The sequence below is a fragment of the Streptosporangium fragile genome, assembly GCF_039534445.1.
Taxonomy (GTDB): Bacteria; Actinomycetota; Actinomycetes; order Streptosporangiales; family Streptosporangiaceae; genus Streptosporangium; species Streptosporangium fragile.
Genome location: NZ_BAAAVI010000001.1, coordinates 240192 through 265385 on the forward strand (window position 1 = coordinate 240192; position 25194 = coordinate 265385).

The 25194-nt window shown below is 71.8% G+C and carries 23 protein-coding genes; 10 read left to right on the forward strand and 13 right to left on the reverse strand.

What is annotated here, in order from left to right:
• Nucleotides 1–68: 68 nt before the first annotated feature.
• Together ABD841_RS01135 and ABD841_RS01140 are read right to left on the reverse strand one after the other, a co-directional pair.
• Nucleotides 69–338 (reverse strand): ferredoxin, encoded by a 270-nt coding sequence (locus tag ABD841_RS01135; protein ID WP_344966800.1) that lies wholly within the window; start codon nucleotides 336–338, stop codon nucleotides 69–71.
• An 8-nt stretch (nucleotides 339–346) separates the two neighbouring features.
• Nucleotides 347–1546, reverse strand: a complete 1200-nt coding sequence (locus ABD841_RS01140; protein WP_344966802.1) for a cytochrome P450 — start codon at nucleotides 1544–1546, stop codon at nucleotides 347–349.
• Nucleotides 1547–1650: 104 nt separating this feature from the next.
• Between ABD841_RS01140 and ABD841_RS01145 the strand changes: the two genes are divergently transcribed.
• The gene (locus ABD841_RS01145) at nucleotides 1651–2274 is read left to right on the forward strand and encodes a TetR/AcrR family transcriptional regulator (protein WP_344966804.1); all 624 of its coding nucleotides are present in this window, start codon (nucleotides 1651–1653) and stop codon (nucleotides 2272–2274) included.
• A 98-nt stretch (nucleotides 2275–2372) separates the two neighbouring features.
• On the opposite strand, the gene ABD841_RS01150 is transcribed toward ABD841_RS01145, so the two are convergent.
• The 4 genes from ABD841_RS01150 to ABD841_RS01165 all read right to left on the reverse strand — a co-directional run bounded on the left by ABD841_RS01150 (nucleotide 2373) and on the right by ABD841_RS01165 (nucleotide 6982).
• Nucleotides 2373–3575: a cytochrome P450 family protein gene (locus ABD841_RS01150; RefSeq protein WP_344966806.1), complete on the reverse strand. Its 1203-nt coding sequence runs from the start codon at nucleotides 3573–3575 to the stop codon at nucleotides 2373–2375.
• A 722-nt stretch (nucleotides 3576–4297) separates the two neighbouring features.
• A complete protein-coding gene (locus tag ABD841_RS01155) occupies nucleotides 4298–5161 on the reverse strand; it encodes an alpha/beta fold hydrolase (RefSeq protein ID WP_344966808.1) in 864 nt (287 codons plus the stop codon).
• Between the two features lie 56 nt (nucleotides 5162–5217).
• On the reverse strand, nucleotides 5218–6396 hold the full coding sequence (locus tag ABD841_RS01160) for a globin domain-containing protein (RefSeq protein ID WP_344966810.1): 1179 nt from the start codon (nucleotides 6394–6396) through the stop codon (nucleotides 5218–5220).
• A 115-nt stretch (nucleotides 6397–6511) separates the two neighbouring features.
• Entirely contained in the window at nucleotides 6512–6982 is a 471-nt protein-coding gene (locus ABD841_RS01165) for an RrF2 family transcriptional regulator (protein WP_344966812.1), read from the reverse strand.
• Nucleotides 6983–7285: 303 nt separating this feature from the next.
• Here ABD841_RS01165 and ABD841_RS01170 point away from each other — a divergent pair, with 303 nt between their 5' ends.
• On the forward strand, nucleotides 7286–8062 hold the full coding sequence (locus ABD841_RS01170) for an SDR family oxidoreductase (protein ID WP_344966814.1): 777 nt from the start codon (nucleotides 7286–7288) through the stop codon (nucleotides 8060–8062).
• 195 nt (nucleotides 8063–8257) lie between these two features.
• Here the strand turns inward: ABD841_RS01170 and ABD841_RS01175 are convergent, their stop codons facing one another.
• The 5 genes from ABD841_RS01175 to ABD841_RS01195 all read right to left on the reverse strand — a co-directional run bounded on the left by ABD841_RS01175 (nucleotide 8258) and on the right by ABD841_RS01195 (nucleotide 14495).
• The gene (locus ABD841_RS01175; protein ID WP_344966816.1) at nucleotides 8258–9658 is read right to left on the reverse strand and encodes a cellulose binding domain-containing protein; all 1401 of its coding nucleotides are present in this window, start codon (nucleotides 9656–9658) and stop codon (nucleotides 8258–8260) included.
• Between the two features lie 184 nt (nucleotides 9659–9842).
• Nucleotides 9843–11141: a beta-N-acetylhexosaminidase gene (locus tag ABD841_RS01180; protein WP_344966818.1), complete on the reverse strand. Its 1299-nt coding sequence runs from the start codon at nucleotides 11139–11141 to the stop codon at nucleotides 9843–9845.
• 96 nt (nucleotides 11142–11237) lie between these two features.
• Nucleotides 11238–12086 carry a carbohydrate ABC transporter permease gene (locus ABD841_RS01185; RefSeq protein ID WP_344966820.1) on the reverse strand — a complete coding sequence of 283 codons (849 nt, stop codon included), beginning with the start codon at nucleotides 12084–12086 and terminating at the stop codon, nucleotides 11238–11240.
• Entirely contained in the window at nucleotides 12083–13081 is a 999-nt protein-coding gene (locus ABD841_RS01190) for a carbohydrate ABC transporter permease (RefSeq protein WP_344966822.1), read from the reverse strand. The genes ABD841_RS01185 and ABD841_RS01190 overlap by 4 nt, the downstream gene beginning before the upstream one ends.
• A gap of 127 nt (nucleotides 13082–13208) precedes the next feature.
• Nucleotides 13209–14495 (reverse strand): extracellular solute-binding protein, encoded by a 1287-nt coding sequence (locus ABD841_RS01195; RefSeq protein WP_344966824.1) that lies wholly within the window; start codon nucleotides 14493–14495, stop codon nucleotides 13209–13211.
• A 137-nt stretch (nucleotides 14496–14632) separates the two neighbouring features.
• Here ABD841_RS01195 and ABD841_RS01200 point away from each other — a divergent pair, with 137 nt between their 5' ends.
• Both ABD841_RS01200 and ABD841_RS01205 read left to right on the forward strand, forming a co-directional pair.
• Complete coding sequence (locus ABD841_RS01200; protein WP_344966826.1) at nucleotides 14633–15367, forward strand: GntR family transcriptional regulator; 735 nt, start codon at nucleotides 14633–14635, stop codon at nucleotides 15365–15367.
• Nucleotides 15368–15754: 387 nt separating this feature from the next.
• Entirely contained in the window at nucleotides 15755–16996 is a 1242-nt protein-coding gene (locus tag ABD841_RS01205; RefSeq protein WP_344966828.1) for an MFS transporter, read from the forward strand.
• 45 nt (nucleotides 16997–17041) lie between these two features.
• Here ABD841_RS01205 and ABD841_RS01210 read toward each other — a convergent pair whose 3' ends face one another.
• Complete coding sequence (locus tag ABD841_RS01210; protein ID WP_344966830.1) at nucleotides 17042–18250, reverse strand: ROK family protein; 1209 nt, start codon at nucleotides 18248–18250, stop codon at nucleotides 17042–17044.
• 132 nt (nucleotides 18251–18382) lie between these two features.
• Between ABD841_RS01210 and ABD841_RS01215 the strand changes: the two genes are divergently transcribed.
• The 5 genes from ABD841_RS01215 to ABD841_RS01235 all read left to right on the forward strand — a co-directional run bounded on the left by ABD841_RS01215 (nucleotide 18383) and on the right by ABD841_RS01235 (nucleotide 23156).
• The gene (locus ABD841_RS01215) at nucleotides 18383–19456 is read left to right on the forward strand and encodes a sugar ABC transporter substrate-binding protein (RefSeq protein WP_344966832.1); all 1074 of its coding nucleotides are present in this window, start codon (nucleotides 18383–18385) and stop codon (nucleotides 19454–19456) included.
• 90 nt (nucleotides 19457–19546) lie between these two features.
• A complete protein-coding gene (locus ABD841_RS01220; protein ID WP_344966834.1) occupies nucleotides 19547–20521 on the forward strand; it encodes an ABC transporter permease in 975 nt (324 codons plus the stop codon).
• Complete coding sequence (locus ABD841_RS01225) at nucleotides 20518–21318, forward strand: ATP-binding cassette domain-containing protein (protein ID WP_344966836.1); 801 nt, start codon at nucleotides 20518–20520, stop codon at nucleotides 21316–21318. Before ABD841_RS01220 ends, ABD841_RS01225 begins: the two co-directional genes overlap by 4 nt.
• A 246-nt stretch (nucleotides 21319–21564) precedes the next feature.
• Nucleotides 21565–22446, forward strand: a complete 882-nt coding sequence (locus tag ABD841_RS01230) for a sugar phosphate isomerase/epimerase family protein (protein ID WP_344966838.1) — start codon at nucleotides 21565–21567, stop codon at nucleotides 22444–22446.
• Nucleotides 22443–23156, forward strand: a complete 714-nt coding sequence (locus tag ABD841_RS01235) for a nucleoside/nucleotide kinase family protein (protein ID WP_344966840.1) — start codon at nucleotides 22443–22445, stop codon at nucleotides 23154–23156. The genes ABD841_RS01230 and ABD841_RS01235 overlap by 4 nt, the downstream gene beginning before the upstream one ends.
• A gap of 115 nt (nucleotides 23157–23271) precedes the next feature.
• On the opposite strand, the gene ABD841_RS01240 is transcribed toward ABD841_RS01235, so the two are convergent.
• Nucleotides 23272–23688: a CBS domain-containing protein gene (locus ABD841_RS01240; RefSeq protein ID WP_344966842.1), complete on the reverse strand. Its 417-nt coding sequence runs from the start codon at nucleotides 23686–23688 to the stop codon at nucleotides 23272–23274.
• A gap of 312 nt (nucleotides 23689–24000) precedes the next feature.
• On the opposite strand from ABD841_RS01240, the gene ABD841_RS01245 reads away from it, so the two are divergent.
• Nucleotides 24001–25194 carry a carboxylate-amine ligase gene (locus ABD841_RS01245; protein WP_344966844.1) on the forward strand — a complete coding sequence of 398 codons (1194 nt, stop codon included), beginning with the start codon at nucleotides 24001–24003 and terminating at the stop codon, nucleotides 25192–25194.

Genomic DNA, 25194 nt, shown 5'->3' on the forward strand with positions numbered 1-25194 from the left:
GTCACGGCCGGCTGACGGGCCGCCGCTCCGGGCCGGCGAGCCGGGCGGCCCGGAGCGGCTCCCGCCCGCTACGGGTGCGGGCCGGCCGCGCCGGCCGCGCCGCCCGGGCCCGGACCGCCCGTGGTTCCCGTGCCGCCCCCGTCCGGCCCCAGCACCGTGATGGCGCCCGAGGGGCACAGCCGCTCGGCCTGGCGGACCGCGGCGTGCAGTTCCGGGGGCGGCGTCTCGTCGAGGAGGACGACCGTGCCGTCCTCCTCGCTCTGGTCGAATACCGCGGGCGCGGTGAGCGCGCACATGCCCGCCCCGATGCACACCGAGGTGTCCGTGGTCACCTTCATCGCTTCTCCTACCAGCTGACCGGCAGCGCCCGTACGCCGTAGACGGACATGGTGTCGCGCGTGCGCACCTCCTCGGCCGGTACGGCGAGCCGCAGCCCCGGGAACCGGTCGAAGAGCATCGGGAAGGCGATGCGCATCTCGACGCGGGCGAGCTGCTGCCCGAGGCACTGGTGCACCCCGTGTCCGAAGGTCACATGCCCCGTCGCGGGCCTGGTGATGTCCAGCCGCTCGGGGTCGGCGAAGCGCGAGGGGTCGCGGTTGGCGGCCGGGACGGAGACCGTCACCACCTCGCCGGCCCTGATGAGCTGCCCCTCCAGCTCGACGTCCGCGAGGGCCGCCCGCACCGGGCCGATGTGGATGATGCTGAGGTAGCGCAGCAGCTCCTCGACCGCGTTGTCGATCAGCGAGGGGTCCGCGCGCAGCGCGGCGAGTTGCTCGGGGTGCCGGAGCAGGGCGAACGTGCCGAGCCCGAGCATGTTCGCGGTCGTCTCGTGTCCGGCGGCGAGCAGCAGGAACCCGATGTTGCTCAGCTCCTCGTCGGTCAGCTCGCCGCTCTCGACCAGCCCGCTGAGCAGGTCGTCGGCCGGTTCGGCCCGCTTGCGCGCGATGAGGTCGGCGAAGAAGGCGCCGACGCGGACGATCGCCGCCTGGATGTCCTCGGGGGCGGACTCCAGGTTCACGAGCACCGCCGTGGCCCCCTGGAACTCCGCGCGATCGGCGTAGGAGACGCCCAGCAGCTCACAGATCACCAGCGAGGGGATGGGCAGGGCGAACTCCCGGACCAGGTCCTGCGGCGGCCCGGCCTTCTCCATCGCGGTCAGGCGCTCCTCGGCGATCTCCTGGACCCTCGGTTCGAGCTGTTTCATCCGGCGCACCGTGAACTGGGCGGTGAGCAGCCTGCGGTAACGGGTGTGGTCCGGCGGGTCCATCCGGATGAACATGCCCGGGTCGGCCGGGCGGCGCATCTCCCGCATCATCGGGAAGGGGACCGGGACGTTCAGCAGTTCGCGCCGGGCGCTGAAGCGGGGGTCGGCCAGCACGGACCGGACGGCCGAGTAGCCGGTCACCAGCCAGCCCATCCGGCCGTCCGGGTAGACCATCGGCGCGACGGGCCGCTCTTCGCGCAGCGCGCCCAGGGAAGCGGGCGGGTCGAAGGGCCCGGGACGTCCGGAGGGAAAGGTGACCGCCTCCGGGTGGGACTCTGCCATCTCATGCTCCTATGCATCGAGGCAATCCGTCCCCACCAGAAAACTACATCAAATGCAAAATTACAATAGATGCAGAGTATGGTGTGATGCATTAAGCTACGCGCATGAGCGAGGTTCTGGGCTTGCGTGAACGCAAGAAACTCCGCACCCGGCACGCCCTCATCGCCGCGGCACTGCAGCTCTTCCTGGAGAAGGGCTACGAGGAGACGACCGTCTCGGAGATCGCCACCGCGGCCGACGTCTCGACGCGCACCTTCTTCAGCTACTTCGCCAGCAAGGAGGACGTGGTCTTCCACAACTCGCGCGAGGGTCTCGACCGCGGGCTGGAGGTGATCGCCGGCCGCCGGCCCGGCGAGCGGGCGATCGACCTGTTGGGCCGCGCCGTCACCGCCAGTTTCGCCACGCTCGCCGCCGACGACGAGTTCAGGCACGAGATGGCCCCGATCAACCATCTCGTCATGACCGTCCCCTCACTGCGGGCGCGCGGCCTGCTGCTCCTGTTCGACAGCCAGCAGGAGCTCGCCGAGGCCCTGCACCGGGCGTGCCCCGACGAGCTGACCCTCGTCGAGGCGTCGGCGGCCGTCGGCGCGGTGATCGGCGGGGCCAAGCTCGCCGCCTTCGTCAGCCTGAACGGCGGTGCCTCGCCCGACGAGATACTGGAGGCCAGCCGCCAGGCCACCGAGTTCGTCCTGGCCGGTCTCCGGGCCGCCTCCCCGGCGTCCCCCTGAATCTCCTTCCCGGGCCTGCGGGTTCGCGTTTCCCGGACCATCGCGGGTTCACGTTCCCCGGACCTGCGGGTTCGCGTTCTCCGGGCCCGCGCGGGCGATCAGCTCTCGAAGACCGTCGGCAGGCGGGCCGGGCCACGCATGATCAAAGACGGTTTGAACACGACCTCGTCGCGACGGACGGCCAGTGTCATCTTCGGGAAGCGTTCCAGCGCCCTGCCGATCGCGATCTTCGCCTCCAGGCGGGCCAACTGCGCCCCGACGCAGCGGTGAATCCCGTGCCCGAACGCCAGATGGCGCTTGTCCTCCCGCAACACGTCGAAACTGTCGGGGGACGGGTACTGGGCGGGGTCCCGATGTGCCGATCCGACCAGGAACAGGATCGGCTCACGTGCCGGTACCCTGACCCCCGCGATCTCCGCGTCCGCGGTGGGGAACCGCCACATGGTCGCCGTCGTGGGGCCGTCGTACCTGAGCACCTCCTCGACCGCGGCGTCGACGAGCGTGACGTCCCGGCGTAGCAGCGCCTGCTGTCCGGGGTGGTCCAGCAGGGCCAGGAAAGCGCCTCCGATCAGGCGGATGGACGTTTCGTACCCGGCCACGATGATCCCGAAGACAGTGGTGAGAAGCTCGTCCTCGGTGAGCATGCCGGGGGTCCGGCTCGCCCGTATCAGTTCCGACAGGAGGTCGTTGCTCAGATCGTTCTTCTTCCGGACGATGAGGTCACCCATGTACGCGAGCATGGACTCTATGGCTCCGTGCGACAGGTGACGCTCGGCCGGGTCGGCCGTGAACATCAGGTCCCCCCACTCCCGGAGGTCGGCGCGGTCGCCCGGGGGAGCGCCCACGATGTCGCAGATCATCTCCACCGCGAGCGGAGTGGCGATGCTCTCCATGACGTCCACGGGCTCGTTCACGGGCACGGTGTCGAGAACGGAATCTGTTATCGCCTGAATGGTCGTCCCCCACTGCGCGACCCGTCGCCCGGTGAAGGCCGCGGCGGCCAGTTTCCGCAGCCGCGTATGGTCCGGCGGGTCCAGGTTGACCATGGAGCGTTCGGCCGGCGTTCCGGCACCGAACGCCAGCGAGGCTTCGGTGAAATCAGGGGAGGCGGTTCTGTAGTCGTTGCTGAGGCGGGCGTCCAGAAACCCGTCCCGGACATCCTCGTATCTGCTCACCAGCCACACACCGACATCGGTGGACGGAATGGTCGTCCGGTAGACGGGATGATTCTCCCGGAGCCACTCGTAGGTGGGGTACGGGTTCTGGAAGAATTCCGGAGTGAAAACGGGGCGTATGTTCATCGTGCCGGGCCTCGCTGCGTGATCGCGTGACGTGGAACGTGCGGGAGAGTGAACGCACGGTTGAGAACCGGGCCACCGTGCCGGTCCGCCCGGCATGGTCGGCGGCGTCCTGAGTGGATGCGAAACGCCTCGGCCGGTCGGCCGGAAGGTGTGCTTCCGGTCCTATCCGGCGGCTGCCTCGAAGGTCGGCGACGGGTCCGCGTCGAGAACGGAGGACCACGTCTTCCGGGGGGTTTTGTCGCTACGGCCGGAACGCGGGTGGACACCGCCGGCGATCGTGTTCGTATCCGGTGAACGCTTCTTGCGCGGACGGAGTCGTGTCGCCTTTTCGCTGATTCGATCCCGGGGTCATGCCTCGGTTCGGCATATGTGCCGAATGCCCTCCCCTGTTTCACCGAAATTTCGGGATAAATATCCCTTCTTCCTGGTCCAGCCTACTTCCCGGTGCCTTTTCGGCACCCTTCTTGGAAGGGGGGGAGATCCTGCACGGCAGCAATTCTCGGCGGGGTCGTCGACATCTGTCTCTTCTCCGCAGCCGGGCGCCCGGCGTCGACAGGAGCGGATCCGCGTCCGGCCCACGTTTCCGCCGGGAGCCGCGGACGTCGGGTGTTCCGGGCCGGGCGCTCTGGTGCTCCCCGGCGCCCCCGATGCTCCCCGGCGCCCCGGGAACTGCTTCCGGTGGTTCCCCGGCGGTCGTGGCGTGCGGCCCGGAAGGGCCGGGGTCAGGTCAGGGCCGTGAGGATCTCCCGGGCGTGCGTCCACAGCACCGAGCCCCCGGCCTCGGGCAGCAGGTGGCGGCGCGCGGTGGGGATGCGCCGGGCGAGGGTGGCGCCGTGGTCGGGCGAGTGGACCGTGCTGGTGTCGTGCGCCCCGTACCACAGGTCGACCGGGACCGTGATGCCCGCGACGTCGAAGGGCCAGGGGGACATGGCGAGGACCAGGTCGCGGGTGTAGCCCGCGGCGCCCTGGGAGAAGCCCTCGGCCAGTGCCCGCCGGTAGTGCCCCTCGAACGCCGGGTCGGTGTAGACCGCCCGGTCCAGGTCGGAGCTCATCGACACGATGAGCTGCCACATCCCCTCGGCGTCGGCGTTCTCCGCGAAGGACGCCGCGAACCCCTCGGGGTCGGCGCCGATCGCCTTCAGCATGCCCTCCAGGTGCGGGTCGAGCCGGCCGGAGAAGGCGGGGTCGGTCAGCTCGTCCTGCCCGGCGACCACCGCGGCCGCCCGGACGACCCCGGCCGCCGCGCAGGCCAGGGCGAACGGCGCCCCCTGGGAGAAGCCCACCACCGGCACCTCTCCCAGCCCTCCGGCCCGCAGGAACGCCTCGACGTCGGCCGCCCAGCCGTCCAGGGTCCGTCCCGGGGCGGGGTCGGAGGCGCCGATGCCCGGACGCTCCAGGGAGATCAACCGGATGCCCGGCTCGGTGACCACGTCACCGCCGAACCCCAGCCACCGGCTCATCGCGGCGCCGGAGAAGAACAGCACCGGGACGCCGTCCTCCGGCCCCCACTCGGCCCAGCCCAGCCTTCGCCCGGAGGGCAGCTCCGTCCGCCCGGACCGGTCCGCTTCGACAATTCCGTACTTCATCCTCGCAAAGTACCGACGGGCCCCGGTAACGGACCATTGATTAAACCGGCCCGCGGTCAGTCCTGGCCGAGCCAGAGGTCGGGGCCGAAAACCTCGTAGTGGACGTCGCGGGCGGGCACGCCGCGGCGGAGCAGCTCGGTGCGGACGCCCCGCATGAACGGCAGCGGGCCGCACAGGTAGGCCACCAGGCCCGCGGGCAGGTCGGTCTCCGACAGGTCGGCCCGCCCGATCCGGTGCGCCAGGTCGGCGAAGGACGCGTCCGCCTCCTCGTACCACAGGTGGAGGGACGCGCCGGGCAGCGCGGCGACCAGGCTCGCGAGCTCCTCGCGATGCGCGTGGTCGGCGGGGCTCCGGTCGGCGTGGACGACGACCACCCGGCGGGTGGAGCCGGTGGCCGCGAGGTGGGCGAGCATCGACAGCATCGGGGTGCCCCCGATCCCCGCGGAGGCGAGCAGCAGCGGGGCGTCGCCCTCGGTGAGGGTCATGTCGCCGTACGGCCGCGACACCGTCAGCTCGTCCCCGGCCTCGACGTTGGCGTGCAGCCACCCCGACACCTCGCCCTCGGGCCCGGAGCCGTGGACCCGCTTGACGGTGATCCGCCAGTCACCGCGCCCGGGGGCGCACGACAGGCTGTACTGCCGGATCTGCCGGGCCCCGTCGGGCAGCGGGACCTGGACGCTGATGTACTGCCCGGGGGCGAAGGTCAGCGGGTTCCGCGGCCGGAGGGTCAGGGAGATGGTGTCAGGCGTCTCGGACCGCCGCTCCACCACGGTCGCGCGCAGCCAGTGGTCTTCCCCCTCGGGTCGCAGCCGCGCCTCCATGGCGATCAGCGCACCGGCCATCAGCCAGTAGACCTCGTCCCAGGCCGCCGCGACCTCGGGGGTGACGGCGTCGCCGAGCACGTCGGCGATGGCGGCGAAGAGATATTTCTGCACGACGGTGTACTGGTCGGGGGTGACCCCGAGCGAGGCGTGCTTGTGCGCGATCCGGGAGAGCAGGGCGTCGGGCCGCTCGTCCGGCCGGTTGACCAGCATCGAGGCGAAGGCGGCGATCGAGCCGGCCAGCGCCTGACGCTGCTCGCCGTTGGCCTGGTTGCCCCGGTTGAAAAGGTCCTTCAGGAGGTCGGGGTTGTCGGCGAACATCGTCGCGTAGAAACGCGTCGTGATCTCGCCGAGCGACTGGCCGACGGCGGGCAGGGTGGCCTGGACGATCGCTGCGGACCCGGAGGAAAGCATGTCTTCTCCAAATTGGTAAATGATCTTCGTATTAAAGGGCGTGCGGAGGTGATCGGAGGGCGTCGAAGGGCATGGAGGCGCGATCGGCGGATCGCGAAGGGGGTGGGGTGGTGGCTCAGGGGGTCCGGGAGGGGGTGTCGGAAGGCCGGCGGGGAGGCCGGGAAAGGGTGATCAGTGCCGGTCCGGTCGGCGAGGTGACCAGGTCGTTCACGGTGAGCGGGTCGAGTGACGCGTAGAACGCCTGCTGGGCCCTGCGCAGCGCGCCGCGCAGGCTGCAGGCCGCCCGTAGCGGACACGGTGTGTCGCCCTCACAGGTGACCACCTCTTCCTCGCCTTCCAGTTCGCGGACCAGCCACCCCAGTGACGCGCCACGGCCGAAGCCGGTCAGCTCCAGCCCGCCGCCGCGCCCCCGGCGGGCGTCCACCACGCCCAGGTGCTGCAGGCGCGAGATGGCCTTGGCCGTGTGGGTGTAGGGGATGGCCATGGCCTCGGCCACCTCCTTGGTCGTCAGGACCGTCCCGGGTGCCGTGACCGCCAGCCGCATGGTCACCCGGAGTGCCAGGTCCGTGAACTTCGTCAACCGCACGGGACGACTCTAACAAATACGCATATCACTTACCAATTTGGGGTCAAGGGAGCATGTGCGGCCCTTGGTCGCAGTGGCCGGGCTGCGCGGTCGCGCGGACGGTCCGACCGGGCCGGGGCCCGCCGCGCTCGCGCCCGACGGGGCCAGGGCGATCTGCGCGCCGGTGTGTCGGGCGTGCCCCGGCATGTCGGGCGTGTCGCCGCAGCGCGTGCGCCGTTTTCCCGCGCCCGCGCGGGTTCTCTGCCGCATCCGACAGATTGTTACATTGACTGTATAAATACATCCGGTGTATTTATGGCGGACATGAAGAACGAACCGCGTACCTACGTCGTCACAGGCGCCGCCTCCGGCATCGGCGCCGCCACCGCCGATCTCCTCGCCGCGGGGGGCGACCGGGTGATCCGCTGCGACCTGCGCGACGCCGACGTGAACGCCGACCTGGGCACGCGGGAAGGCCGGGACCGGCTGGCCGAAGGCGTCGCCGCCGCCTCCGGCGGCACCGTGCACGGGCTGGTGGCCGTGGCCGGGGTCGGCGACCTGAGCCCGGCCCCCGTACGGGTGAACTTCTTCGGCACCCTCGCCACGCTCGACGCGGTGCGGCCGCTCCTGGCCCGCTCCGACCGGCCCCGCGCCGTCGTCGTCTCCTCGCTGAGCGCCATCGTCGCGGCGGACGAGAACCTGGCCGCCGCCTGCCTGTCGCTGGACGAGGAGGCCGCGGCCGAGGCGGCGGCCAAGGTCGTCGCGGCCGGGTACGGCCAGACGGTCTACCCGTCGAGCAAGCTGGCACTCAACCGGTGGCTGCGCCGCGCCGCCGTCGGCCCCGACTGGGCAGGCGCCGGCATCCCGCTCAACGCCGTCGCCCCGGGCGTCGTGGACACCGCGACCGCCAGGAGGTTCGTCCTCGACGACCCGGCCGCCCGGGAGGTGGTGGCGGCCATGATGCCGCAGCCGCTGGGGTTCCCCGGCCCCGTGGAGGCCGTCGCCTCGCTGCTCGCCTGGACGGTGAGTCCCGGCAACGCGTTCATGACCGGGCAGATCCTCTACGCCGACGGCGGCGCCGAGGCCCTGCTGCAGCCCTGAGCCCGGTCGACGACCGTAAGCGATCAGGGACCGGGTGACGGGCCGGCCGGTGACGCGGCCGCGCCGGTTCGCCCGGCCGGTCGCCGAAGGTGACACGCGGTGCGGTGAGAGAAGGGTGTCGAGGTCTTCCGCCCCACATCGATCCCCGACACCCTTCGCCGTACACGCATCCCGGACGACCTGGGAGGTACTCGCCTAGCCGGCGGGGACGGTGTCCACCCAGGTGGTCGAGGCGGAGCGGTAGCCGTTGACCCGGTTCAGGACCTCGGCGGGGGAGACGACCTCGTTCTTGGCGTGGTAGAACCAGTCGACCTGCTGGACGTAGTCACGCGGGGTGGAGCTGCCGACCAGGCCGCCGTTGATGAACCAGAGGTTGAAGTTCACCGACTGGACGGTCTCCGGGTAGTAGACGCCGCCGTGCTCGGTGAAGAGCGCGCCGTCGATGTAGTACCGGATCTGGCCGCCGGAGACCTGCAGGACCAGGTCGTGCCAGCCCGCGTAGCTCTGCCTGACCTCGGTGTGGACGTTCACCGCCTCCCAGGGCTCGTTCCGGTAGGTCTCCCACGACGTGGCGTACATGATGTTGGCGGGCTCGCCCCAGCCGCCGTTGGGCAGGTACTCGAAGTCCTGCTCGCTGTAGTCCGGGTCCATGTCGAAGGCCAGGGGCGTGATCGTGAAGAAGGTCTGCACGACGTGGTCCCCGTCCGGGCCGCTCACCGGCGCGTCGGAGAACTTCACCCGGGCCGCGTAGGTGCCTTCGAGGAACTTGCGCTGGTGCAGGAACTCCGACTGCCGGGTGCCTGCGGCGGTGCCGTCGGTGACGGCCTTGAGCTGCAGGGCCTTGTTCGTGCCGGAGACCGTGGGGAAGGTGACGTTCTGCTTGGGCCAGCTCGCGCCGGGCACGCCGGGCCCGCCGCTGTTGGTGCGCACCGTCCAGTGGTGCGCGGTGATGGTGGGGTCGTCCGCGTCGCTGTAGGCGAAGTCGTCGAAGACCACCCCGCCGCCCCCGGGGGTGGGCGTGATCGTCACGGTGGGCGACGGGGACGGGTCGCCGCCCGTGGGCGCGGTGCCCCAGACCAGGGTGCCGTTGTGGTAGACGGTGACCTTGGCCCAGTCGCCGTACGTCGTGCGGGCCGCGCCGAAGGAGTAGTCGTCGCTCTGGGTCAGCCGCTGCCAGTCGGCGCGGTGGAAGCGCAGCTGCAGGTCACCGGTCTGCGCCCCGGGTGCCAGGCTGCCAGAGGTGAAGCCCACCTCCAGGTAGCGGTCGGCGGTGGCCGTACCGGGGGAGATCGTGCCGAAGGCCCCGGTGACCGTGGAGCAGGAGACCACCGCCCAGGAGCAGGCGAAGCGGTACTGCGTCGCCCCGGTGTCGGCCTTGAAGTAGTAGCGGATCTTCACGCCGCTCAGCGACACGGCCGAGCCGCCGTCGTTGACGAGGGTGAACCACGGCTCGGCCTGGTCGGCGGTCGCCCCGGTGGCACTCGTCTTGTACTGCAGCCGCAGCGGCTGCGCGGCGTCGGCCGGGGCCGCGACCGCGCCGATCAGCACGAGCAGCATGGCGGACACGAGCCCGCCGAGTAACAGCTTGGTGCGCACTCTCTTTCCTTTCCTGGTTGCTCCCCGAGACCTGGTCGCTGTCCGGGGCCTGCCGCTCTTCGGAGTCGGGTTCTTTCCGGGCCTGCCGCTCTTCGGGGCCGGGTTCTTTCCGGGCCTGCCGCTCTTCGGGGCCCGGTCGCCGCCCGGGAGCTGCGAGACCTGCGGGACATGCGGGATGCGGGACTTACGGGATGAGGGGACCGGTCCGTACGCCCAGCGCGCTCAGCCGGGCGAGGTGCGGGCGGAGCCGGCGGAGGAAGTCGGGGTAGTCGCCGGACGAGCCCCAGGCCACCTCGGCGAAGGCGCACATCCGGGGCAGGGCCATGAACTCCACCCGCTCCGGAGTGGGCATGTACTCGGTCCACAGCTGGCACTGCACGCCCCGCGCCGCCGGATCGGGCGCGAACGCGTAGGTGTCGGCCAGGGTGAGGACGCGGTCCCGGACGGTCGTGCCGTCCGGGTCGGCCGGGGGCCGGTCGCCGAAGGGCCCGGCCGAGGGGCGGTAGTCGAAGTAGGTCCGGGTGTGCGGGGCCAGGATGATCTCATTGTCCCCGCGGTCGGCCCACTCGTCCCGCCAGATCATGACGGTCGTGCCGGGTGTGGGCTCGCGGTCGGGCTCGTCCCAGCAGACCAGCTTGCGCGAGTGCTTCTCCAGGTGGGCGGCCATCCGGCCGATGAACCACGCGCACGCGTCCTGCGGCCCGCGCAGCCCGAGCTCCGCCAGCCGCCGCCGCGCGCGGGGGCTGCGCTCCCACTCGGTGACGGGGCACTCGTCGCCGCCGACGTGCACGTACGGGCCCGGGAAGAGCTCGACGACCTCGTCCAGCACGTCCTGGCAGAACCGGATCGTGGACTCCTCCAGGTTGAGCACGTGCTCGCTGATCCCCCACTCCGACCAGACCGGGATCTCCCGGGAGGGGTCGTTGCCGAGGTGCGGGTAGGCGGCGATGGCGGCCTGGGCGTGGCCGGGCATCTCGATCTCGGGCACCACGGTGACGAAGCGCTCCGCCGCGTGGGCGACGATCTCGCGGATGTCCTCCCGCGTGTAGAACCCGCCGCGCCGCGCGCCGACCTCGGTGAGCCGGGGGTGGCGCCTGATCTCCAGCCGCCAGCCCTGGTCGTCGGTCAGGTGCAGGTGCAGCACGTTGAGCTTGTGCTCGGCGAGCACGTCGATGAGGCGCAGCACGAACGCCTTGGGCATGAAATGCCGGGCGACGTCCAGCATCACCCCCCGCCAGGCGAAGCGCGGCCGGTCCTCGATCGTCCCGTACGGCACCGCCGGGCCGAGTTGGGCGAGGGTCCGCGTGCCGTAGAAACGGCCCGCCGGGCCCCCGGCGGTGAGCTCGATCCCGGCGGGGGAGACGTCGATGCGGTAGCCCTCCTCGTGGAGGGACGGGTCGTCGGGCATCAGCCGCAGCAGGTCCTGCCGGAACGCGACGGAACCCCCGAGGACGGCCACCCGGCGTGGCCGTGGAATGATCACGTTGGTCTTCCCTTCCCGGCGCCCGCCGAGGGGCGCCCGTGGACGGACAGGTGCGGTGCGGAGTGCGGTACGGGACGTTCGGGGCTCCGGCGCCGTTCAGCCCTTGACGGCGCCGGCGATGATTCCCGAGGTCACCCGGCGTTGCAGGACGAGGAAGACGAGCAGGACCGGGAGCATGAACAGCGTGGCGGCGGCCATGGTGGCGCCCCAGTCGGTGCCGAAGACGTTGCTGAAGGACGAGAGCCAGACGGGCAGGGTCCGGTCGTCCTGGTTCTTGATGATCAGCGCGTTGGCGAAGGCGAACTCGTTCCACGCGGTGATGAAGCCGAACAGGGAGGTCGACATCAGGCCGGGGGCCAGCAGCGGCAGCACCACCCGGCGGAAGGCGGCCGCGCGGCCGCACCCGTCCATCAGCGCGGCCTCCTCCAGTTCGGCGGGGATCGCGGCGAGGAACCCGCGCAGTGTCACGATCGTGAACGGCAGGGTCGTCATGAAGTAGATCAGGGTGAGCATCGACAGCCTGTCGAGCATGCCGGTGTCGCGGGCGATGATGAACATCGGCACCAGCAGCGCTTCCCAGGGCGCCATCTGGGCGACGAAGACCATCAGGATGAACGCCTTCCGCCCCCGCCAGCGCATCCGCGCGACCGCGAACGCGGCCAGCAGCGCGACCAGGAGAGCCGCCAGCACCGCGCCGGCGGTGACGGTGAGGCTGTTGCGCCAGAACGTCCAGAAGCCGTCGGCGCGCACCGCGGTGGCGAAGTGCTCCAGGGTGGGGTGGGCGGGCCAGAAGCTCGGGGTCGACGACTGGATGTCCCGGGTGGGGGTGAACGCGGTCACCACCATCCAGTAGACCGGGAAGACGGAGACGGCCAGCACGGCCAGCGCGGCGAGGTTCAGCGGGACGCGGCGCAGCGGGCGCCGCAGACGCCCGGGGGCGGTCACGACTGTTCTCCTTCCTGCCTGAGCATCCGCCGCAGGTGGGTGACCAGCAGCGCGACGAGGATCAGCACGGTGAGCGTGGAGATCGCCGAGCCGAGGTCGTACTTGTGGAGCGACTGCGCCACCTGGAACGCGTGGACGGGCAGGGTGGTGGTGGCCTCGCCCGGCCCGCCCCGGCTGATCGCCCAGATCTGGGCGAAGCACTTGAACACCCAGATCACCTCCAGTGAGGTGACCAGGCCGAACAGCGGCCGCAGGATCGGGAAGGTGACGGTGGCGAATACCTGCCGCCCGGTCGCGCCGTCGATCCGCGCCGCCTCGTACAGTTCGGCGGGGATCGTGGTCAGGCCCGCGTACAGGGTGAGCGCGGCGAACGGCACCGACTGCCAGACCACCAGGGCGACCAGGATGGCGAAGGTGGAGGTGCCGTCGGCGAACCAGGTGTAGTCCCGGAACGACTCGAACCCCAGACCGGTCAGGAGCCAGTTGACCACTCCCAGCCGCGACTGGAAGAGCCACTGGAAGATCGTGGTGGCGGCGAGGACGGGGGTCGCCCAGGTGAGCACCAGGCCGCCCAGCACGGCCAGTCGCATCCTGCGGCCCAGCCGGGCGATCATCAGCGCGACCGCCGTGGCGATCACCATGATCAGCACCACGTTGACGGCGGTCCACACCAGGGTCCGGCGCACCACGGCCCAGAACTCCGCGCCGCCGAGCACCTCCAGGTAGTTCTCCAGGCCGACGAACTCCGCGCCGCCGCGGATCAGCTCGCCGGTCCTGAAGTGCTGGAAGGAGATGACGATGCTGCGGACCAGCGGGTACAGCAGCAGGTAGGCGGTGCCCGCCAGGGTGGGCGCGACGAGCAGGTACGGCCAGAGGCCGGCGAGCCGGGACGGCCCCGGGCGGGACCGCCGGGTGGGCGGAGCCGGCGGCCCGGACGCGGGGGCGTCCGGGCCGCGGTCGCGCCGCCGGGTCGGTGCCTGGGAGGCGGCGGTCATGGCACTCCTCGGGGAGCGGGCGGTACGGGGGAGCGCGGGTCTTTCCGGGGATCGCGCACGCGCGGGTCTCGCCGGGCCGGTGCCCGCAGGACGGCGGCCGGCACGCGCCGGGGAGGCCGGGCGGGGGTCAGGACCGGGTGTTGAGGATCTCGGCGATGCTCCGGTCCACCGCGGCGGCCTCGGCCGCGGCGTCGCCTCCGGTGAGCACCCTGGTCATGTATTCCTTGATCACGTTCTTGGCCTCGACCGCCGCCCAGTTCGGGGAGTTGGGGGTGGCGTGCCCGTTCGCGGCGCCCGCCGCCATCGCGGCCGTCGCCTCGTCGTCCTTCAGCACGCCCGCGAGGGAGATCCGGTTGGGCACGTAGCTCATCTCCTTGGCCATGTCGGTCTGGAACTTCTCGCCCGCCAGGGCCTTGACCACCTCGTAGGCGGCCTCGTGGTTCTTCGAGGCCTCGGGGATGATCAGGTCGGAGCCGCCGGTGAAGACCGCACCCGGCCGGTCGGCGGTCTTGCCGGGGATCGGGAAGAAGCCGAGTTTGCCCTTCAGGTCCGGGTTGGCCTTCTCGATGGCCACCGCGCCGCCGGGCGCGGAGATGAGCTGGGCGACGTCGCCCTTGGCGAAGACGTCGGCCTGCGGCGGCCTGGCCTCGTCGGAGTCCTTGGGGCCCTTGCCCAGCGCCTGCAGCGTCCGGTAGAACTCCATGCCGGCCAGGGCCTGCGGGGTGCCGAACGTGCCCTTCCAGCTCCCGCCCTGGTTGACCGCGAGGTCGCCGCCCTCGTCCCAGATGAACCCGGCGAGGGTGTACCAGTTCTGTCCCGGCAGGTAGATGCCCTGGTTCCCGCCCCTGTTGAGCTTGGCGGTGATCTCCAGCCACTCGTCCCTGGTCCTGGGCGGGGCGGTGACGCCCGCCTTGGCGAAGAGGTCCGTGTTGTAGATGACCACCCGGTTGGCGGCGTACCACGGGATGCCGTACTGGCGCCCGTCGATCTTCCCCGGGCCGGCCAGGCCGGGCAGCCAGTCGGCGCCGCCCAGTTCGGCGACCTTGTCGGTGAGGTCCTTCACCCCGCCGCTGGCGGCGTACTCGGCGACCTGGGTGTTCCCGACCTCGATGACGTCCGGGGCGTCGTTGCTGGCCAGGGCGCTGGTCACCTTCTGGCCGATGCCGTCCCACTCCTGGATCTGGATGTCGAGGGTGACGCCGGGGTGGGCCGCCTGGTAGTCGGCGCGGAAGCGGTCGAGCAGGGCGTCGGAGAAGCTGTCGCGCATCACCCACACGGTCAGGTCCGTGGTGCCCTTCCCGGTTCCGGCCGAGCCGGGCGAGTCGGCGGTGGGGGTCGGCTCGGCGGAGCCGCATGCGGTCAGGCCTGCGGCGAGCGTCAGCGCTGCCGCGGTGGCGCGGAGGCGGTACCCCATAGGTGCTCCTAGAGGTCAGTTATTGGTAATAAATTGGCCTGCTCCGCATAGGGTGGCTCTCGCCGGTCGCCCCGTCAAGGCCCGTTCGTTCGCGATTAACTGGTAATAAATAGGTAAGGCATTGATAAGCTGGGCGAGTGACTCTGAACATGAGGGCCGGGCTCAAACGCGACCGGGTGCGCGACGTCCTGCTCGACGTCATCGCCGACATGAAGCCGGGCGCGGCGATCCCCTCGGAGCGGGACCTCTGCAAGGAGCTCGGCGTCTCCCGGCCCACCGTGCGAGCGGCGATCGACGATCTGGTCAGGTCGGGGCTGCTGGTCCGCGAGCACGGGCGCGGCACGTTCACCGGGCCGCACCGGGTCACCCAGGCGCTGTCCTCCACCACCGGCAGCTCGTTCTACGCGCCCCCGGCCGAGGGCAACTGGCTCAGCCGCGTCCTGGAGTTCGGCGCCGCCCCCGCGGGCGCCCGCCTCGCCGCCCGTCTGCAGCTCTCGCCCGCCGACCCGGTCCTGCGGGTCGTACGGCTGCGCGTGGTCGACGACGAGCCCATGGCGATCGAGCGCATCCACCTGCCGTACGCCCTGGTGAGCGCGCTGGTCCCGGCCGACATGGAGTCGGGCTCGTTCTACCGCCTGCTCCGGGAACGTTTCGGCGTCGACGTCCGCACCGCCGTGCAGACGATAGAGCCCACGGTCACCGACGAGACGGAGGCCGAGCTGCTCCACGTCCCCCAGTACGCCCCGGCGCTGCTCTTCGAGCGCACCACCCGCGACGTCGGCGGCCGGATCGTCGAGTTCACCCGCTCGATCTACCGGGGCGACCGCTACCGCGTCACGTCCGAGCTGTCGTTCAACGCCGACTCCGGCTGACCACGCCCGGCCGGCCGTACGCGCCTCCCACGACCGGCCTGCGGCGTCGCGGGGATCGCCGGTCAGCGCGTACCCGCAGCGGAGCAGGGTGTCCGCCTGCTCGGCCACGAAGTCGTCGCACCCCGGTTCGTCGTCCGGTTGTCGCCCCTTCTCGGTTGTCCCGACCTGGACGGCGAAGGGGCCGAAAGTGGTGCATCCGCCGCGCGAGGCGCGCTCCGGGGGCTTCCGGGCGAGGGCGGGCGAGGACGCCCGGGTGGAATGTTGAAGATCGCCATAATTGTGTGATCTTCTTCGGTTACCGTGAGGCGGTTCCCCTGTGGCGGGTGCCGCCCCGGGCACCGGCGCGAGAGCCCGTGACGGGGACGGCGGGAGGAGGCGGAGACGACCGTGTCGGAGACCGGAGCGCGTTTCCCCGACGGGAGCTTCCTGGCGTACTGGTCCGCGCTCGGGGTGTCGCAGTTCGGGACCGCCGTGAGCATGATGGCGATCCCCCTGATCGCGGCGGTGACCATCGGTGTCACGCCGGGCCAGATGACCTGGCTGGTGGCCATGGAGCTGGCACCGGCGCTGCTGGTCAGGATCCCGGCCGCCGCGTGGTCGGACCGGCTGCGCCGGCGGCTGCCACTCATGATCGCCTGCAACCTGGCCGAGGCGGTCATCATGGGGGCGATCCCGCTGCTGTGGTGGCGCGGACAGCTGAGCTTCCTCACGCTGCTGCCGCTGGTCGCGGCCGCCTCACTGGTCGCGGGCGTCCACTCGTCGCTGTCCAGCCCGGTCCTGGTGCAGATCGTGCCCCGGGAGCACCTGGTCGACGCCAACGGCAAGACCAGCGCCACCCGCAGCGTGGCGGACATCAGCGGCCCGGCGGCCGGCGGGGCGCTGATGGCGGTGCTCTCCGCGCCGCTCGTCGTCCTGGTCGACGCGGCCTCGTTCCTGGCCTCGGCGCTGCTGCTCACCAGGGTCCGGGTGCCGGAGGCGGCCGGGCCCGCAGGGGAGCGGGCGGCGCGGGGCACGGTCCGCCACGTCGTCCGGCTGGCCGCCGTCCTCGCCCGGCGCTCGGGCGTCCAGGCGATGGTCGCGCTCTCCTGCGTCCAGGGGGTGATGCAGCCGATCCTCACCCTGTTCATGGTGCGCGAGCTGGAGCTGGGCCCGACCGCGATCGGCCTGCTGCTGAGCCTGGGCGCCGTCGGCGGGATCGGCGGCGGCCTCCTGGCGGGCAGGGTGATGGGCCGGTACGGCCCCGGGCGGACGCTGGCGCTGGGCGCCCTGGTCTCCGCCTGCTCACCGGCGGCGCTGCCGTTCTGCGGCCCCGGGCTCTCCGGGGCGGCGGGCGTGGTCCTCTTCGAGCTCGCGAGCAGCTTCGGCGGCACGATCCTGATCGCCACGGCCTTCGGGGCCCTCCAGGGCGCGGCCCCGGAGGGCAAGGTGGCTACGGTCATGGCCCTGGCGGGCACGTCCCTGCAGGTCGGCGCCCTGGCCGGGGTTCTCGCCGGTGGCGCGCTGGGCACGGTCGCCGGTCTGCGCGCCACCGTCGCGATCGCCGCGGCCCTCATGATCCTGGCCCTGATTCCCCAGATCGTCCGCTGGTACGCGGCCCGCTGGGAGGTCGACACCGTCCCGGTCGGGTGAGCCCCGGGTGAGGTGGGGGCCGGGACGGGCGGGACCGGCCGGGGTCTACGCCACCGCGTGGTCGACGAGCTCCTGGACCCGCTCCGGGGTGTAGATCCCGTCCACGAGGAGCTGCGCGAGGCCGAGGATGCCCGCGTGCGGGTCGAGGTCGCTGCGGACGATCTGCAGGTTGCGGGTGGCCAGGGGCAGGGACCGCCGGTAGACGATCTCCCGGATGCCGGCGAAGAGCTGCTCGTCGGTGTGGGCCAGCTGGCCGCCGATCGCGATGACCCGGGGGTTGAACAGGTTCACCGTGTCGGCGATGGCACCGCCGAGGATGCGGGCCGCGCGCCGGGCGAGCCGTACCGCGACGAGGTCGCCGCCGCGGATCAGGCGCACGGCGTCGTCCACGGTGGCGACGTCGCGGCCGGCCTCCCGGAGGTCGCGCACCAGCGCCCAGCCGCCGGCGTACGCCTCCACGCAGCCGGCGTTGCCGCACCGGCAGACGGGCGGCTCGGCCACGTCGTCGACGGTGACTTGGATGTGGCCGACGTCGCCGGCCGCGCCGTCGGCGCCGCGGTGCACCTGCCCGCTGGCGATGAGGCCGGTCCCGACCCCCGTGCCGATCTTGACCATGAGCAGGTGGGGGACGTCCGGGTAGCGCAGGCGCTGCTCGCCGAAGGCCATCGCGTTGACGTCCTTGTCGACCAGGACCGGGCAGTCGTAGCGGGAGGCGAACCACCCGGGGATGTCGAAGCGGTCCCAGCCGGTCATGATCGGCGGGCTGACCACCCGCCCGGTCGCGAAGTCGACGGGGCCGGGGACGTCGATGCCCACGCCGAGCACCGAGCCCGTGTCGTACCGGCCGTCCTTGAGGATCCGGCTGAACAGTTCGTCGACGGCGGACAGGATCGCCTCCGGGCCCGTCGTCACGTCCGCCCGGATCTCGTGCTCGGCGCGCACCTGGCCGCCCAGGTCGCACAGGGCGGTGCGCAGGCCGGTGGCGCCGATGTCGGCCACGAGCAGCACCCCGCGGTCGCGGTTGACGACGAACCGGCCGGCGGGGCGGCCCCGGGTGCGCGCGTCCTCCGGCGCCGGGATCAGCAGCCCGGCGGCCAGCAGCCCGTCGAGGCGCTGGTTGACCGTGGTGCGTGACAGCCCGGTCCGGTGCATGACCTCGGCTTTCGTGAGGCCGTCGGAGGCGTCGCGGAACAGGCTGAGGATCTCACCCGCGCTGACCCCCATCCGCGCGGCGACGACGCTCGAAGTGTGCATCCGACCACTCTAGCTACGAACGGGGGTTGTGCATAAGTCATGGATGTTTCGTCTTAAAAAGTCGAAAGAAGTCTTGTCAGACTTCGGAAGTGGAGATTACGGTCGTCCCACCAACGCCGAAAGGGGCAACCGATGCACGTGAACACCAGGGGCCGTCGCGCGGCGGCAATCGGCGCGGCCGCCGCCGCCGGCGCGCTCGTGCTGGGAGCCTGCGGCTCCGGCGGGTCCGCCGGGCCGGGCGGGTCGAGCACCGCGGTCGACGCGGCCGCCGCCGCCGACGCGGCCGCCCAGCCGAAGATCGCCGCCGTGATCAAGGGCCTGGACAACCCGTTCTTCCAGACGATGAAGCAGGGCATGGACGACCAGGCCAGGACGGCCGGGGTACCCGTCACCGTCCAGGCGGCCAACTCCATCACCGACACGACCGGCCAGGCGGACAAGCTCAACGGCCTCGCCGGGCAGGACTTCTCCTGCTACATCGTCAACCCGATCTCCGGCACCAACCTCATCCAGGGCCTCGCCAGGCTCTCGGCGCTGAACAAGAGCATCGTCAACATCGACAGCCCGGTCGACACCGCGGCGGCCAAGAGCGCCAACGTCAAGCTGGCCACCTACATCGGCACCGACAACGTCGAGGCGGGCAGGATGGCCGGCGAGCGGATGGCCGAACTGCTGCCCGAGGGCGGTGACGTCGCGGTCGTCGGCGGCATCGCCGGAGACGTCACCAGCGGCGCCCGCGTCGAGGGGTTCCAGCAGGGCGTCGGCGGCAAGCTCAAGGTCGTGCAGACCGTCGCCGCCAACTGGGAGCGCCAGATGGCGCTCACCGCCGCGACCGACGTCATGCGGGCCAACCCGAACCTGGTGGGCTTCTTCGTCGCCAACGACGACATGGGCCTGGGGGTGGCGCGGGCCATCGCCAATGCCGGCAAGGCGGGCAAGGTCAAGGTCATCAGCGTCGACGGCATCAAGGACGCGCTGGAGGCGGTCAAGGCCGGCACGCTGGACGGCACCGTCGCCCAGTACCCGTACGCGATCGGCCTGATGGGCGTCGAGGCGTGCCAGGCCGCCGCGAGCGGCAAGACCCTGCCGGCCAACGTCAAGGCGCCGGTCGAGATGGTCACCAAGGAGAACGCCGAGCAGGCGCTCGCCAACACGCCCAGGCCGTTCGGCACCTACGACGACCCGTTCAAGGCACTTCTCCAGTAGCAGCTGACACCGTCGCGGCGAGCCGCCGGCATGCCCGGCGGGCCCGTCGCACCGGGCCGTCGGGCCCCGCCGCGACGAGGGGAAACATCCATGGCAAACGCAACGCTCGTCTCACCCGAACGCGAGGCCTGGTCGGCGAAGCTGAAGGACGTCGGCTTCTGGGCCGAGTGGGCCGCCCTGGTGGGGCTCGTCGTCCTCGTCGTCGTCTTCCAGGCGCTGAACCCGACGTTCCTCAGCCCGGGGAACATCGCGTCGATGCTGGTCGCCGCGGCGATCCTCATCATCCTGTCGGTGGGCCAGACCTTCGTCATCGCCACCGCGGGCATCGACCTGTCGGTCGCCTCCACCATGACCCTGGGGGCGGTCGCCTTCGGCCAGGCCTACGCGGCCGGGTGGGGGCTGGCCGCGTCCTGCGTGCTGGCGCTCGTCGCCGCGGGGCTGGTCGGCGTGGTCAACGGGGTGATCATCGCCCGGGGCAGGATCGCGGACTTCATCGTCACGCTCGGCACCCTGTCGGCGGCCTCCGGCCTGGCGCTGATCCTGGCCGACGGCAAGCCCGTCACGATCATCGACCCGGCCCTGCTGAGCCTGTCCACCGGCGGCATCGGGATCTTCGGCTGGTCGTTCCTCATCGCGGTGGCCGTCGCCGCGCTGGCGCACGTGGTGCTCTTCCACACCCGGTTCGGCACCCACCTGCTGGCCACCGGCGGGGCCCCGGAGTCCGCGACCGCCATGGGCATCAGCACCCGGCGCGTCAAGGTCGCCGTCTACGCGACCAGCGGCGTGCTCGCCGGACTCGGCGCGATCCTGCTGGTCGCCCGCATCGGCGCGGCCGAGCCCGCGTCCAACACCTCCTTCCTGCTCAACTCCGTCGCGGCGGTCGTGCTGGGCGGGGTCAGCCTCTTCGGCGGGCGCGGCACGATCATCGGCCCGTTCGTCGGCGCCCTGCTGCTGGTCGCCCTGGTCAACGGGCTGACCCTGCTCGGCGTCTCGCAGTTCTACCAGCCCCTGGCCGTCGGCATCGTCGTGGTGCTGGCCGCACTCCTGACGAGGTTCCAACGATGACCACCCAGCCCACGTCCGGTGCCCCCGAGGGTGCCCCCGGCGGTTCCGCCGGAGGCGACACGCTGCTCCGGTGCGAGGGCGTCTCGCTGTCCTTCGGCAGCGTCCGCGCCCTCGTCGACGTCTCGCTGACGCTGCGCCGCGGCGAGATCACCGCCCTCGTCGGCGACAACGGCGCCGGCAAGTCCACGCTCGTGCGCTGCATCTCCGGGATCCACCGGCCGCAGAGCGGGCGCATCGTCTTCGACGGCGAGGAGATCGACTTCCACTCGCCCGAGGACGCCCGCGAGGCGGGCATCGAGACCGTCCACCAGAACCTCGCGCTCGTCGAGGACCTCACGGTGTGGCAGAACCTCTTCCTCAACCGCGAGATCGTCCGCCGGTTCGGCCCGGTCGCCCTGCTCGACCGGCGCGCCATGCAGGTCCGCGCCAGAGAGATGGTCTCCACGCTCGCGGTCAACGTGCCCGCGGTGCGGTCACGGGTCCGGCGGCTCTCCGGCGGGCAGCGCCAGGCCGTCGCCATCTGCCGCGCGGCGGGCTTCAGCTCCAAGCTCGTCATCATGGACGAGCCCACCGCGGCCCTCGGCGTCCAGGAGACCGCGCGAGTGGAGGAGCTCATCCTGCGGCTGCGTGACGAGGGGCACTCCGTCCTGCTCATCAGCCACAACTTCGCGCAGGTCATGCGGCTCAGCGACCAGGTGTGGGCGATGCGCGCCGGGCGCCGCGTCGGCGGGCGCCGCACGGCCGAGACGACCGGCGAGGAGATCGTCGCCCTCATCACCGGCGCCGCGAGCCGGTGACCCCGTGCGCCCGCTGTCATCGGCCGCCGGGGTCGCGTCTCCGGCGGCGCGAGCCGGGGGCGCCGTACCGCCGGTCCCGCGAGCCGGGGCGCCGTACCGCCGGCTCCGCGAGCCGGGGCGCCGTACCGCCGGTCCCGCGAGCCGGGGCGTCGCACCGCCGGTCCCGCCGGTCGCCCGGGCATCCCGTCCACCGGCCCCGCAGACCGGTGGCACGTTCCACTCACCATGAGAAAGCACCTGTCTGATATGACCACTGAAACCAAGAGCAACCCGATCGGCGTGCACGCCCTCGTGTGGGTCGGCGACACCAGCCCGTCCTCGCTGGAGTACGCCATCACCAAGACCAAGGCCACCGGGTTCGACCTGCTCGAAATCTCCCTGCACGACTCCACCAACCTCGACGTCGCCGCCGCGCGCGACACCCTGCGGGCGGCCGGGCTGGGCGTGGCCTGCTCGCGCGGCCTCGCCTTCGACGCCGACGTCTCCAGCGACGACCCGGCCGTGGTGGAGCGCGGCGAGAAACTGCTCCACGACTCGCTCGCGATCACCGACGCGCTCGGCGGCACCCACTTCACCGGCGCCCTCTACAGCGCGCTGGGCAAGTACGGCCGCCCGCTCACCGAGACCGGGCGCCGCAACGTGGTGTCGGTGCTGCGCCGGCTGGCCCAGGAGGCCGCGCGGCGCGGCATGACGCTCGGCCTGGAGATCTGCAACCGCTACGAGACCAACGTCGTCAACACCGCGCACGACGCGCTCGTCCTCGCCGATGACATCGGTGAGGACAACGTGCTCATCCACCTCGACACCTACCACATGAACATCGAGGAGGACGATCTCGTACGGCCCGTGCATGAAGTCGGAGACCGTCTCGGCTACGTTCATATAGGTGAGAACCACCGCGGTTACCTCGGCTCCGGGCACCTGGACTTCACGTCGTTCTTCCACGCCCTGGGAGACATCGGCTACCGGGGGCCGATCACCTTCGAGTCCTTCTCCTCGGCGGTCGTGATGGAGGGCCTCTCCAACGACCTGGCCATCTGGCGCAACCTCTGGTCCGACGGCGAGGACCTCGCGCGCCACGCCCGCGCCTTCATCGGCAACCAGCTCCACACGAGCCGCTCCCGATGACGACCCTCGACGACCTGGCACGCCGGGCCCGCGCCCTCGTCCGGGACGGGCACCGCGCGCTCCTGGGCATCGCCGGGGAGCCCGGCGCGGGCAAGAGCACGCTCGCCGAGGCACTCCTCCGCACGCTGCGACCGACTCCTCCGGCGGGCCTGCCGCCGGAGGAGTGGGTGGCGCACGTGCCGATGGACGGCTTCCACCTCGCCGACGTCGAACTCGACCGGCTCGGCCGGCGTGACCGCAAGGGCGCTCCGGACACCTTCGACGCCGCCGGGTACGCGGCCCTGCTCCGCCGCCTGCGCGAGGACGAGGACGACGTGATCTACGCCCCCGCGTTCGAGCGTGACCTGGAGCAGCCGATCGCGGGAAGCATCCCGGTTCCCCGCGTCGCCCGGCTCGTCATCACCGAGGGCAACTACCTGCTGCTCGACCAGGGCGACTGGGCCCACGTGCGTCCCCACCTCCACGAGGTCTGGTACTGCGACCTCGGCTCCGACGAGCGCGTGCGCCGCCTCGTCGCCCGCCACGAGCGGTTCGGCAAGGAGCGCGACGCGGCCGTGGCCTGGGTGCTGGGCACCGACCAGCGCAACGCCGACCTCATCGCCACCACCCGCCCGAGGGCCGACCTCGTCGTCCCCGACGAGGTCCTGCAGTCCATCGGCACCCCCGGCCAGGCTCCCGAGGAGGCGATCGAGGAGGCGATGGCCGACTGACGCGCGGAGAGCCCACCCCGGCGGAGGCCTCCCCGGAGGCCGGCACGCGCGGGTGGCGTGGGCACGGCCCGTGCCCGGGTGGCCGCGCCGAACCGCGCGGCCACCCGGGCCGGGACTACCGGTTGCCCTCCGCGGAGGAGATGTCGGCCAGGGCCGAGCCGGAGTCGCGCTCGATGGCGAGGTCTCCGATGCTCACGATGCCGACGGGCCGGTTGTTCTCGACCACCGGCACCCGCCTGATCGCCCTGGACCGCATGAGCTGCACGACCTGCTCGATGCTGGTGTCGGGCCCGACCGTCTCGACGTCGCCGCTGTACGCCTCCCGGACAGGCGTGTCGGGGCCTTTGTCCTCGGCGACCACCCGGATGGCGATGTCGCGGTCGGTCACGATGCCGCGCATCCTGCCGTCCTCGGTGACGATCACCGCTCCGGCGTCCTCGCTTTTCATGAGCCGAGCCGCCGCGGATACGGGCTGATCCACGTCGAGAGTCGCCGGGTTGGCCGTCATCACGTCCGCAACTGTCTTGGCCATGGGGTCCTCCTTCGTCTCTGCTCGTATCAGTTGCCGTACCCCCTCGTAGCAGGGCAAACGGACGGTCCGCGCCGCCGGGGGCGCCCGGCGGCGCGGACCCGGACCCGGCACGCCGGGAGGGGCGCGCATGGGGTCACGGCCCGGGCGTGGAGGTACCTTGGGGGCATGGAGCACGCTGAAGTGCGGCGGAACGCGTCCAGGGAGGTATAAGACGCCTGCCGGAGGGCAGCGGAGCGTCCCGGCGGCTTATCGGATCCTCGCAAGGGCTGGCCGGGTTCGCCTGCCCACATACGGAGGGGCGAAATGGTTCCCATGCGTGCCGACTCTTCCTCCGGGGAGGTCGCGGGCCTGTATGTCCCCGCCGCCTCGCCGGAGCCGGCGGGTCGCCCCCACCCGCCCGTCATGCCCCTGCGGGTGGGCGTGGAAGAGGAGTTCTTCCTGGTCGACATGGAGACGGGGAGGGCCGTCTCACGGGCGGCGGCGGTCCTGGCCGCGGTCAAGTCCCGGTTCGGCGAGCTCGTGCACAAGGAGTTCCTGACCTCGCAGGTCGAGGCGGTCTCGTCCCCGCACACCGACCTGGGGTCGCTCCGCCGGGAGCTGGAGGAACTGCGGGCCGGCCTGTCCTGCGCGGCGCGGAGCATGGGCTGCGAGCTCATCGCCTCCGGGTCCGCCCTGCTGGAACAGCGCTCGGACGAGGAGATCCTCACCGACGATCCGCGCTACATGCGGATGGCCAGCGAGTACGGGGCCGTGGCGCGCGGGGAGAACTGCTGCGGCTGCCACATCCACGTCGAGGTGCCCGACCGCGAGGACGCCATCCAGGTCTGCAACCACCTGCGGCCCTGGCTTCCCGTGCTGCAGGCGCTCACGGCCAACTCCCCGTTCACCAACGGCATCGACAGCGGGTACGGGAGCTGGCGGGCGATGGCGTTCGCGCGGTGGCCGAGCGCCGGGATGCCGCCCTTCTTCGCGTCCGCCGCCGACTACGACGCCACTGTCCGCTCTTTGATCCACTCCGGGCTCCTCCTCGACGAGGGGATGGTCTACTGGCTGGTGCGCCCCTCGCACCACCTGCCCACGGTCGAGGTCCGCGCGGCGGACGTGTGCGCCACCGCGGGCGAGGCCGTCCTGCTCGCCGGCGTCGTCCGCGGGTTGGTGGCGACCGCGCTGCGCGACATCCGGGCCGGTGCGCCCGCGCCCCGCCCGCCCGACGCCCTCCTGCAGGCCGCCTACTGGCGGGCCGCCCGCGACGGCCTGGAGGGCGAGGGCCTCGACTCCGTCTCGGACACCCTGCTGCCCGCCTGGGACCTGGTCGATCGGCTCGTCGACCGCGTCCACCCCGCCTTGTCGGGGGCCGGTGACCTGGAGACGGTCCTCGACCGGCTCGCCTGGCTGCGCCGGGTGGGCTCGGGGGCGGCGCGCCAGCGGGCGGCGTACGCCAGGCGCCGCAGCCTGTGCGACGTGATCCTCATGCTCCGGGACCAGACCGTCCCGCACCCGGTGTGA